Raw genomic sequence first — 10,915 nt, 5'->3', positions numbered from 1 at the left:
CAGGTATTTACGTCAGGGCGGGCCATAGCTGATGTCCCGCTGGGCCAGCCGCCTGATTATTGATTATTTGTTCAATGTCTTATTCCAAAGCTATATTGAAACCGTGACAAGCCTGGCCCAGTGCTGATTCATATTCTATCGCCGAATTCCACCGGTCCCGCCCGCCTTGCGGAAATACCATGTTAACTGACGCCCGGATACTTTCAACATGATGCCGGTTTCTCAGGCCGGCTTACAATCATACTTTTGAATAGACCCTCTGGACTATTCATTTTAGCGACGACAAATCAACTCCACGATATTACGGGAACCAACAGAGAGATATTTTTTACTGAACTCGAAGCAATTGTTTCTCCGGGCCAGGGTGACTTATTTTCATCACTGAATGAGTTGGCGTCCCACCCGGCCCACTCCTTTTCACGAACTGCAGAAAATAATTTAGTACAAATACCTATCGACAAACTAAGCAACGACAGACGACCAACCCTTACTACCCAATTTCATGTATTGAATAATATGACCACACAATTTTTGACTCCAATACGCCGGCCTGACGGAGTGTGTCACCTACGGAGCTGTTGCCGCGCAACTGCCCGACGGTTCTAAACCTGTTCCAACAACCGGAGTGACAAGTGGAGGGTGTCAGTTAACGTTTAGGGATTTGGCTTGCCAGGGCCATTACTAACGTCCCGCTCGGCCAACCGATATATTAATTACAAAAGTTCATATTTTTAACCAAATGCCCAATTGAAACCGTGACCAGCCCGGGCCGATGCTCATCAATGATCTACAGCTGAAGTTCTAACATCCCGCCCTGGTAAGCCAAATGCCCTTGTTAGCGGTTCGTTGATTAATCGTCAATCTAAATCGTTTGTATATGCAATAATTTCTTAGTTAAATCAAGATCAGTTGAGTTGTCACTATTAACTATCAAAAAATATTTTGTCTGCCAACTTTGAGTTTTCTCCGATTGCTTATTTGTCACAATGTTCCAAGGTGGATAAACCCTAATGCCACGTTTTCCATATTTACCATTGCTTGTAATTATTCCTTTGTTCACCAAAACCGATTTCGGGAAAATAAACTGTCCAAAGTTATCTCCACTTCTGGATGTGATAATAATAAAATCTATGTCGTCCGTAATGTCAAACGGCTCCGTTACTCCGTCTTTGTTCCTTTTCCAAATGGTTACAAATTGTCCTGCTTTTTTCGGTGTAATTTTAGAACCTCGATGTTCAATTTTTTGTCCGGCAATTTCAAAACTACAAGCACCATATTCAATACCCTCTGAATTCAGTTTTAGGTTTGTTAGATTTAAACCACATTTGTCATAAACCAATTTTTGTAAAAGATTTAGTTCAGAATAAAGTGTTTCTTCATTTGTCATAGTTTCAGTTTATCGTCTTGGTTACGGTATCGTTCTACAATGACCGCTAACGTTGACGTATTTGTGTTGCCAGGGCCATTACTAATGTCCCGCCCGGCTCAGCCGATATATTATTTCCTAATGTCCATATTTTTAATCAAAAGCCCAATTGAAACCGTGACAAGCTTGGGCCGATGCTCATCAATGATTTGCAGCTGAAGTTCCAATGTCCCGCCCTGGTAACACAAATACTTTTGTTGGTGGCTGGCGTTTTGCTCTATTAGTCGTTTTCAAATTTCTTTTTGTCCACTTGCGTTGGTTTATATAAACTTTCTAAAATCCTCCTGTTTCTCTTATTCATTAATTCCAATGTATGCTCTTTGTATTGCTTATACTCGTCAATAGTCAGTGGTAAAGGTGTCCTATTAAAATTGTCAAATGTTAAAGAAAACTCCACTTGTTTTTGTTGGTCAATAAAGTCTTGTAAATAAAAGTAGTCAATATAGCCGCTGAAATCAATAAACAAGTCAAAGAAGTCTTTGTAGTTTGTTAAGGTCTTAGAAAGTGGACTTTCTTCGTTTTGGTAAAAACGTCTAATACATTCTAATGTCAAATCAAACCTGTCACAAATTAATCTACTTACACCCCTGGCTTGATTAATTGTTAAGCCATTCTTTTTATGGGCAGGGAAGAGAATATGTCCACCAACTGTTCGTACCTTAAGTTTAAGTTCTTCTCGTTCCATATCTGAAAGCCACCCGACAAACTTATTGCCATATTTTCCGTCATAATGCGGACACATCCTGTCACTAGACAAATTCATACACAAATTATTTTTTATTAGCAACCTTCCATAACGGTCACCCATAATTTCCATCGAAAAGGTTTTCCCATTTGGCAAATCTCTGCTCCATAGTAATTTGTGTGCTTCATATAGTTTTTTACTGTCAGTATCAGGGTCGCCACATTTGCTGTCCTGTCGAAAGTCAAAATCTATATCAATTATAGTCATTTGTAAACGATGGGGGGTGAGGCTTAGTTTTTTATTGTAATGTCGGTATTTACGCTTGCCACCAACGTTAAAGCATTGGCGATGTGGCGGTATTCAGTGATATGTCTGCCTGGTACCGCTGCTGGTTAAAGATACAAAAGCTCATTGTTTCTTCTACTGCTTGGCGTTATTCGTCTGCCGAAACCGAAGCTGATTAGCGAACCGAAAGCTGAGTATATATTCGTCGCCCCGCCATATTGCCAATGCAATGTTATGTGCCGTGTTTTAAGAATTATTTTTTTGTTTGAATCAAATTACTTTAATTGCATACTATAAATAGCAAGACAGAGTCCTAAAATGGTTGTACACAATAAAATTGAGATTTTCAAAGGTGACGTTAAAAGTCATTATGATAAGTGGCTGGAGCCAACTGTAATTATTTCCGATGGGCCCTACGGTATTGGCGGTTTCCCAGGAGATCCATTGAATGTTAATGTACTTAAAGAATGGTATTTGCCCCATTTCAAAAAGTGGAATGAAAAAGCAACACCTAATACCACTTTGTGGTTTTGGAACACAGAGCTTGGTTGGGCAACTGTTCATAATACACTTATCGAAAGTGGTTGGGACTTTGTTAATTGCCATATATGGGATAAGGGTAAAGAACATATAGCTGGAAATACTAACACTAAGACTTTACGAAAACTTCCTGTTGTTACTGAAGTCTGTGTCCAATATGTTAAACGGGCTGAATTCATAGTTGATGAAAACAAAATGTCAATCCAACAATGGCTAAGGCACGAATGGTCGAGAACAGGCTTGCCATTTTCAAAAACCAACGATGCATGTGGTGTAAAAAATGCAGCTACAAGAAAATATTTTACCTCTTGCCATCTTTGGTACTTTCCGCCTGTAGATGCATTTGTCAAAATAGTTGATTACGCTAACAACCATGGGAATAAAAAGGGGAGGCCTTTTTTTTCGATAAATGGAAAAGAGCCATTGACTGCAGCGGAATGGGAAAAAATGCGATCAAAATTTTCTTGCCCGTTTGGGGTAACCAATGTATGGAGGAAACCACCATTAAATGGGAAAGAAAGGCTAAAAATAAACGGTAAAGCATTGCATCTGAATCAAAAACCTCTCGATTTAATGGAACTTATTATTTCAACTTCATCAACAGAAGGTGATATTATTTGGGAGCCATTTGGCGGACTTTTCTCTGCATCTATTGCTGCGGCTAACTTAAATCGAAAAGCCTATGGAGCAGAAATAACATCAGATGTTTTTGACTTAGGTAAGAAAAGAATTACTGAGTATTTTAAATGACACTTACAAAAGTTTATTTAAATATTCGGTTATGTCCTTTTCTTCATCTGCAATTATTTTAGACCATTCCTTAATTGAATATCCATGAATTTCTAATTCCAGAATTTTGTTTTTGAATTCTTCAAGATCGCCATGTTGAATTCTATCAATCTTGGCAAAGTTTGTGTCTAATCGGTAGTTATATTTTCCCATTAATTGTTTCAATTTTGCCTGATATTCTGCATCATGACTAAATTGTTTAGAATCCTTTCCCCAACCCTTGACTTCTTCTTCGGCTACTTTAAATTCTTCCGTTGAACCTTGAAACTTGTAGCCATTTGTATTCGTCTGTTGAAGATTTTGAGTACGACCACTTGTATCTTCTGGTTCAAAAACAAGATAGTCCGGAGGATTGTGATAATGATTATCTCGTGCCTCAGCCAAACTTTTAGCAGTACCAACCCATATGCCAATAAGTCTTGGTTTGCCATAAATGATAAATTCAGGAAGCCAAGCAACTAACGCAACATTTGTTTGTTCTTCATTAAAGAATTTTACGGAGTCTTTAAATCTTGCAGTGATCTCGGTAGCTAATGGGAACCATGTTTTTATTTCAATACCAGGAATTGGTTCAACTGTACCTTTAAATATTGTGTCAGGGAACCCTGGATCCTGCCTAACCCAAAGACCTTCGTTTTCCCAATCTAGCTTGTTTAAGATTTGGCAAACATTGTATTCAATCATATTCCCAACTAGTGGGGATAGCTTTGAAATTACTTTAGATAAATGAGTTGCGTATTCTAGGTCTTCAGGTTTAAATACTTCCAGAACGGGAATTGTCGATCCTGTGAGGGACTCTAAATAATTACTTGCTTTTTCCAAAATTTCATTACTTGTCATCAGGTAGTAGTTTAGTTATGCCAATTCCAAGAGCTTTTGCAACCTTGTTCGCATTAATTAATGTAATATTCTTTTCTGCTCGTTCAATCATTCCAATATAAGTTCTATGCAAACCTGAAAGTTCAGCAAGTTGCTCTTGAGATATTCCTTGTTCCAGCCTAAAATCCCTGACATTTTTGCCAAAAACTTTGAGGATTTCATTGTTTTTTGTCATTGTTCAAAGCTAATATTACTTTTTCATAGTCAGATTTTATGTCTATTGTTCCATTAAAAGAAGGGCTCTTTTAACATGGCACATAACGTTGACGTATTTGTATTGCCAGGGCCATTACTAACGTCCCGCCCGGCTCTGATGATCTATTATTTACTAATGTCAATATTTATAACCAAAAGCCCAATTGAAACCGTGACCAGCCCGGGCCAATGCTCATCATTGATCTACAGCTGAAGTTCAATTGTCCCGCCCTGGTAATACAAATACACATGTTAGCGGTCGTTTTCTTTACTTATTAACAGAATAATTAAGCTCAGTAACTCCAGAATTAAACTGTTTTGAAGAAATTAAACTAAGCATAGTCTTTTGTCCATTGTCCGGAAATAAACGAATGCCAGCTCCAAGAATAATAGGATTAACAAATAACCAGTACCCATCAATAAGATTCATTTCAATAAGAGAGTGAGTTGCTCTTGGACTACCAAAAAAGCAGGATTTCACTACCTGGTTTTCTTTTGATATCAAATATCCAATCTGAAATGTTATCGCTAATAACTTTTGTATGCGCCAATTTCACCCCACTCATGGTCTTTGATAAAACAATCTTGCGAGCATTATTATACCATCGCGAATGTTTAATGTCATGTTTTGACGCATCTGGCGCTTTACCTGCATGAGGCCAATAACTCTCCATCATTTGATAAGTTACACGACCATACAATGCTGTGTCAGTTGTGCTTATTCGATTCCCAATAAAATCAAATATTTCTTCATCGACCTTAATCCAGTCCATTTGCCCGTCAGGTCCTGCAACAAAACCGTCAAGCGAAATATGCATAAATGATATAATACTTCTCATGATGATGTTATTAATCGATGTTGATTTCTTGAATCTGTTTTTTACAATGACCGCTAACGTTTCGGGATTTGGCTTGCCAGGGCCATTACTAACGTCCCGCCCGGCTCAGCCGATTTATTAATTTACAAAAGTTCATGTCTATTTTCATAAGCCCAATTGAAACCGTGACAAGTTCGGGCCGATGCTCATCAATGATCTACAGCTGAAGTTCCAACGTCCCGCCCTGGTATGCCAAATGCCCTTGTTGTACGCCGCTAGGTATTACAGGTTTATGTCATCATAATATGTCAAAAACCACTTACCTCCGATTTTCCTAAAACGACGTTCTATTTTGAAACCGCTGTTTTCAATCCAGTACTTTTCTGTAACAGTTGTATCAGTCCTTTCAAAGTTATGTTCATATTCTTCAGTGTCAACTGTTTCCTTAACGGCCTCTTTTAAAAATTGCCAATTCTTAACTGTCCAATTATAGCTGTTTTCGCCATCAGCAAATCGTCCACCTATTGGAAAGTCAATTCTGGATATTTGGAACTTCGAATCTTCATGGAAACGTTGGTTAAACGTATCAAATGCTTCTGATGTATCTGAAATAAGAGGTGTTCCGACTTTTCCAATAGCGACGGATTTATTTTGTTCGTTATTTTCGTCACAGGAAAGAAAGATCGTTAATAAAAGTGGTAGTAGTTTGTAGGGTCTCATAAAGTGGCGTACAACGGTTACGGATTGGCGAAAGCAGGGCCATTACTAACGTCCCGCCCGGCCCAGCCGATATATTTATTTACAAATGTTCATGTTTATTTTTAAAAGCCCAATTGAAAACGTGACAAGCCTGATCCGCTGCCGATCATAGTTCCAATGTCGATGGCCTTTGATGTCCCGCCCTGCCTTTTGCCAATACGCGTGTTATGCGAATGGTTACTGGACCCTGCCTATATATTAACAACCTGCTGAATGATTCTTCAGAGCTTCACCCCAGTTGTAACATTCACACCTCCAGGGTAACTGCAGGAGCTATTGTCCAAAAGGTTTGTTTCCGGCTATTTTGCACCCCACCTTACACCGCGCCTTAGTATTGAAGTAGCGGAGTGCGGTGTTTTTGTGTTCTATTGGTTGTCTCTGTTTCCTAATCGCCCACCTTACCTAACCACGGGAAGGCTGCACACTCAACACGCGGTGTAACACAATAGTCAGGCACTTTGCCTTCGGGGGTATCGTGCAGCCGATACTGTTATAAGTTCGATAGCAATGCTAAACCGAATACTGCCCACCTGGCTTCTTGTTTTGCAACTTACAACCAAAGACCCCGACACGCCCAGACTGCTGCACCAATATTGCATTAAAGGTGGTGTCCTATGTAGCGAGGCCATTTCGCATAACGGGCAGGTATTGCCGATGGTGGGGAATTTTATATTCGTCCGCCCGGAACCGCTGCCTGGCTTTTTGATAAATTTAAATATTAAGAACTAAAGCTGGGCTTTATCCGTCGAGCCCCGATCTACAGTACATAAGAATTACCGCTGCTGATTGCTCCAATGTCCAGCCCCACTATTGGCAATACCAATGTTGTGCGTTCGCCTTGGTTAAGTTTACTCGATAGTTACAATTCAGGCGGAAGAAAGAACTCAGAAACATCGTCTACAGAAATGATTTCAATTTTCTTTTCCCGCCAGTCTGGAAGAATTGATAAAAATCTAGACTTAATATTTTCTGGAACGCAGTCTTGAATATATATCTTTTTTAGATTAGTCATTGCTCTAATAATTTTTCTGTCAACTTCTCTATTAAAGAATGGAAACGAGTATCCAACAACAACTAAAATTTCTGTCTCGTTATAATTTTCTATGACTTTGTTTACATTTTCCCAATCATGGTACCACGCAAAATTAAGGCTTACACGACCCTGATAAACTCGTAATCTTTGTTTAATATGAAGGAAAGCATATTGCAAGGGGAAATCCAAATCTTCTTTAACAAACGTGTCACTTAAGATGTTTTTCACAAGTGGAAAGGAATCTCTAAACTGTCCTAGGATGTTACTTGAACCGTTCAACTTAACAGAAGTAAATTTATCTTTCTTAAAGTCGCTTCGGTCTGAATTAAATAAGTAAAAACTTAAATCTAAACTTCCTCTATTTATTATCTTTTCATGGGCTGCTTCCATCTGTAAGTCATAGTTCCATGAAAGAAATTTTAAATTGTCTGGGAAGCTATAGGAATGGGAATTTAATATCGAAACTAAAAATGTGTCGTATCGTGGGTCAAGTCCAGATATTTTTTGTTCAATGTTAAAGTAGAGTGCTAGTGAAAATATTAGTTCGTTAATTTCTTGAGATTGTCCGCTAATGTTAAGTTTTTTTGCATAAGTGTCGACTGTTGAATGATTGCTAGATTGTAAGAAAAGTTTGTCTAACAGGTCAAGCACATACTGTTTTGCTTCAGCTTTTTTAAATGTATAATCTTTCGTCGGTGAAAATGTCTCATCAGGTTCATAAATACATTGTTTGTCAATATAATCTCTTACAAATTTTATCCTTTCAGGTAATTTTTTTATTGTAGGTAATACTTGTGCACTTGCACCAGCTCCAAACAGATATGAAATTTTAGGCAAATTAGTTTCTGACATATGGACGATTCTTCAATGAGTGAGTTGTAAAGGTGACGCACAACGTTTCGGGATTTGGCTTGCCAGGGCCATTACTAACGTCCCGCCCGGCCAACCGATATATTTTATTACAAATGTTCATACTTATAACCAAAAGCCCATTTGAAACCGTGACAAGTTCGGGCCGATGCTCATCATTGAACTACTGCTGAAGTTCCAACGTCCCGCCCTGGTAAGCCAAATGCCTTTGTTGTGCGTTCGCCCTTCTTCTTTTTAGGTAAATTAAAATTCAACAATCAAAGGCACGTGGTCACTGTACTTTGTCCATGCTTCATAAGTGCCTACTTCTACGTTTTTCACTTTATCAATAAGGTTCTTCGATGCAAAGCAATAGTCAATGTGATATGGTCGTTCAGCCTTTCTGTGCATGAACAGCGTACTGTGTCTTTCCTTTCCCTGTGTCTGATTATGAAAGTGATGATAAGTGCTCCAAATGTTTTTCGTCTCTAAAAGTTCTAAAAGATTCGTGTGATTATAAAAACGTTTTGGCTTGTCCCAAATTGAGTTGCTGTTGAAGTCACCTACAAGAATTACGTTGTCACTATTTAGTATGTCATTATAAAAATGAACTGCGTTCCAAATCTGTTCCGTGTAGCAGTCATGATATTCTGGTTTCTGTGCCCAAATAGCAAAAACTGTCCAACTGGTTTCGTCGTTAAAAATGTTCAGCGGTACAATGAATTTAAAGTCTGGATTATGGTCAAGCAATTTGATTTTTAAATCACCAAATGCGAATACTCCAAGTCCTTTGTTTTTACTTTTTCCGTACCAAAATGTGTCAGTCGGTTTTAGCATATCAGCCTTAAAAACAATTTTGTCTGGATGTTCGCATTCTGGAACAATAAGAATGTCTGGCTGATGCGTCAAAATGATATCAGCCTTTTTTCTAAACGCCATGTTACAGTTCCACGTAATGATTTTCATTTCTTAGGGTGTCCAATAGGGTGACGCACAACGGCCACAGCTTTGCGTTCGGCAGGGCATTTGGAAAACGTCCAGCCCGTAACTGCAGCCCATGTAAGTTAGTAAGGTTGAAAATATATTCTGTCGCTCATCCGTGTTCGGTCAGCTGAATATGTAGCTGATAGTAGTACTACCGATGAGGATTTATTCGTCGCCCCCTGCTGACGCAAAACTGAATGTTGTGCGGTCGCTTTTAATCCGTGTTCCAATATGCTGTTTCTGCTTCGTCTCCAGGTCCGAAAACGTCTATCCAAGGGTTTTCATCTCTGTCGTAGCGTGGGTCGCCCGCCATATATGGTTCGTCATAGTCGTAATAATCATTTTCGTGGTAACTATCATCATAGTCGTCATAATCTCCATGATGTCTTGACTGCTGTTGAGAGTATGTGCTTTTTCCGCTTACGTCATAGTTTTCATTTGGAAAAAGGCTGGAAAACTCTTCCCAATTCATGTTGCTAACACTTAATGAAAGGATTTCAGACGGCGAAATGGCTTTTGTGATATTTGTAAAATTCTTTTCCCGTGTTACATAAGAACCGATAATCATTTTATTCGGTCTATCGTCTGGGTTTGTCGCATAAGAAATATATATGTCAATTTCAGTGTCAAATAATTCCTTAAATAAATAGGTAAAGAAATAAATCACTTTTATGTCAACGCTACATCCAATACACACATTTATTTCCTCTGGTTCTGTGTTGTCAGGAGTATAAATCTCTGTGTCAACGTTTAATACCTTAAGAGCATACGCAATCTTTTCACTGTTATAAAGAAGTGAATTCAATTTGAATGAATGTGCCTTGAAGTCTAAGTCTCCCAAATTTTGAAGGCAGTCTGAAACAAAAGCTATGCTTTTTAGTGTTGATATTTGGTCTTTGCTTAGCATTACATGATGTTTTTTGTAAGATACAATAAAGCAGCAAAAGCTACAATCCTCCTTAAAGGCAGGGTCTCAATAAAGTGCCGCACAACGGTTACGGATTGGCGAAAGCAGGGCCATTACTAACGTCCCGCCCGGCCCAGCCGATTATTTATTTACAAATGTTCATACTTATTTTCAAAAGCCCAATTGAAAACGTGACAAGCCTGATCCGCTGCCGATCATAGTTCCAATGTCGATGGCCTTTGATGTCCCGCCCTGCCTTTTGCCAATACGCATGTTATGCGAATGGTTACTGGACCCTGCCTATACATTAACAGCCTGCTGAACAATTCTTCAGAGCTTCACCCTAATTGTAACCTTTGCACCTCCAGGGTAACTGCAGGAGCTATTGTCCAAAAGGTTTGTTTCCGGCTCTTTTGCACCCCACCTTACACCGAGCCTTAGTATTGCAGTAGCGGAGTGCGGTGTTTTAGTGTCCTATTATTTGTCTCTGTCTCCTAATCGCCCACCTTGCCTAACCACGTAAATGCTGCACACTCAGCACGCGGTGTAACACAACAGTCAGGCACTTTCCATCCGGGGGTATCGTACAGCAGAACCTGCTTTCGTTTCAAAGGGACTGCTACTTCGAATACTGCCCACCTGGATGGTGGTTTTGCAACTTACACTTTAAGACCCCCGCACTTTCAGACCGCTCCACCAATATTGCATTACAGGTTGGGTGCAGAGTAGCGAGGCCATTTCGCATAACGATTAGGGATTTGGTTTG

Annotated in this window: 11 protein-coding genes; 1 reads left to right on the top strand and 10 read right to left on the bottom strand. The window is 39.2% G+C overall.

Translation table 11 applies throughout. The features are described 5' to 3' along the window. Positions 1-862 precede the first annotated feature (862 nt). Both BC349_RS06940 and BC349_RS06935 read right to left on the bottom strand, forming a co-directional pair. Complete coding sequence (locus BC349_RS06940) at positions 863-1,387, bottom strand: MepB family protein (RefSeq protein ID WP_187256039.1); 525 nt, start codon at positions 1,385-1,387, stop codon at positions 863-865. A gap of 259 nt (positions 1,388-1,646) precedes the next feature. After that, on the bottom strand, positions 1,647-2,378 hold the full coding sequence (locus BC349_RS06935) for a DUF6994 family protein (protein ID WP_187256038.1): 732 nt from the start codon (positions 2,376-2,378) through the stop codon (positions 1,647-1,649). 336 nt (positions 2,379-2,714) lie between these two features. On the opposite strand from BC349_RS06935, the gene BC349_RS06930 reads away from it, so the two are divergent. Then, positions 2,715-3,686, top strand: coding sequence for a DNA methyltransferase (locus tag BC349_RS06930; protein WP_187256037.1), 972 nt, complete (start codon positions 2,715-2,717; stop codon positions 3,684-3,686). Positions 3,687-3,689: 3 nt separating this feature from the next. Here the strand turns inward: BC349_RS06930 and BC349_RS06925 are convergent, their stop codons facing one another. The 8 genes from BC349_RS06925 to BC349_RS06895 form a co-directional block, all read right to left on the bottom strand. After that, positions 3,690-4,565: a hypothetical protein gene (locus tag BC349_RS06925; RefSeq protein ID WP_187256036.1), complete on the bottom strand. Its 876-nt coding sequence runs from the start codon at positions 4,563-4,565 to the stop codon at positions 3,690-3,692. Beyond that, the gene (locus BC349_RS06920) at positions 4,555-4,779 is read right to left on the bottom strand and encodes a helix-turn-helix domain-containing protein (protein WP_187256035.1); all 225 of its coding nucleotides are present in this window, start codon (positions 4,777-4,779) and stop codon (positions 4,555-4,557) included. Before BC349_RS06920 ends, BC349_RS06925 begins: the two co-directional genes overlap by 11 nt. 288 nt (positions 4,780-5,067) lie before the next feature. Beyond that, on the bottom strand, positions 5,068-5,229 hold the full coding sequence (locus tag BC349_RS19940; RefSeq protein WP_246456848.1) for a dihydrofolate reductase family protein: 162 nt from the start codon (positions 5,227-5,229) through the stop codon (positions 5,068-5,070). A gap of 28 nt (positions 5,230-5,257) precedes the next feature. Further along, positions 5,258-5,638, bottom strand: a complete 381-nt coding sequence (locus BC349_RS06915) for a dihydrofolate reductase family protein (protein ID WP_246456847.1) — start codon at positions 5,636-5,638, stop codon at positions 5,258-5,260. Between the two features lie 261 nt (positions 5,639-5,899). Next, the gene (locus BC349_RS06910) at positions 5,900-6,337 is read right to left on the bottom strand and encodes a hypothetical protein (RefSeq protein ID WP_187256034.1); all 438 of its coding nucleotides are present in this window, start codon (positions 6,335-6,337) and stop codon (positions 5,900-5,902) included. Positions 6,338-7,235: 898 nt separating this feature from the next. Then, a complete protein-coding gene (locus BC349_RS06905) occupies positions 7,236-8,261 on the bottom strand; it encodes a hypothetical protein (protein ID WP_187256033.1) in 1,026 nt (341 codons plus the stop codon). A gap of 261 nt (positions 8,262-8,522) precedes the next feature. After that, complete coding sequence (locus BC349_RS06900) at positions 8,523-9,224, bottom strand: endonuclease/exonuclease/phosphatase family protein (RefSeq protein ID WP_187256032.1); 702 nt, start codon at positions 9,222-9,224, stop codon at positions 8,523-8,525. 232 nt (positions 9,225-9,456) lie between these two features. Then, positions 9,457-10,149 (bottom strand): hypothetical protein, encoded by a 693-nt coding sequence (locus tag BC349_RS06895; RefSeq protein WP_187256031.1) that lies wholly within the window; start codon positions 10,147-10,149, stop codon positions 9,457-9,459. Positions 10,150-10,915: the final 766 nt, after the last annotated feature.

It is taken from the genome of Flavihumibacter stibioxidans, assembly GCF_014332695.1.
Taxonomy (GTDB): Bacteria; Bacteroidota; Bacteroidia; order Chitinophagales; family Chitinophagaceae; genus Flavihumibacter; species Flavihumibacter stibioxidans.
Note: the sequence above shows the minus strand (reverse complement) of the source record. Positions and strands in the feature narration are given on the sequence as shown.

Coding starts and splice junctions, on each gene's coding strand:
- BC349_RS06940 (WP_187256039.1), bottom strand. CDS start 1,387: ATGACAAATGAAGAAACACTTTATTCTGAACTAAATCTTTTACAAAAA.
- BC349_RS06935 (WP_187256038.1), bottom strand. CDS start 2,378: ATGACTATAATTGATATAGATTTTGACTTTCGACAGGACAGCAAATGT.
- BC349_RS06930 (WP_187256037.1), top strand. CDS start 2,715: ATGGTTGTACACAATAAAATTGAGATTTTCAAAGGTGACGTTAAAAGT.
- BC349_RS06925 (WP_187256036.1), bottom strand. CDS start 4,565: ATGACAAGTAATGAAATTTTGGAAAAAGCAAGTAATTATTTAGAGTCC.
- BC349_RS06920 (WP_187256035.1), bottom strand. CDS start 4,779: ATGACAAAAAACAATGAAATCCTCAAAGTTTTTGGCAAAAATGTCAGG.
- BC349_RS19940 (WP_246456848.1), bottom strand. CDS start 5,229: ATGAATCTTATTGATGGGTACTGGTTATTTGTTAATCCTATTATTCTT.
- BC349_RS06915 (WP_246456847.1), bottom strand. CDS start 5,638: ATGAGAAGTATTATATCATTTATGCATATTTCGCTTGACGGTTTTGTT.
- BC349_RS06910 (WP_187256034.1), bottom strand. CDS start 6,337: ATGAGACCCTACAAACTACTACCACTTTTATTAACGATCTTTCTTTCC.
- BC349_RS06905 (WP_187256033.1), bottom strand. CDS start 8,261: ATGTCAGAAACTAATTTGCCTAAAATTTCATATCTGTTTGGAGCTGGT.
- BC349_RS06900 (WP_187256032.1), bottom strand. CDS start 9,224: ATGAAAATCATTACGTGGAACTGTAACATGGCGTTTAGAAAAAAGGCT.
- BC349_RS06895 (WP_187256031.1), bottom strand. CDS start 10,149: ATGCTAAGCAAAGACCAAATATCAACACTAAAAAGCATAGCTTTTGTT.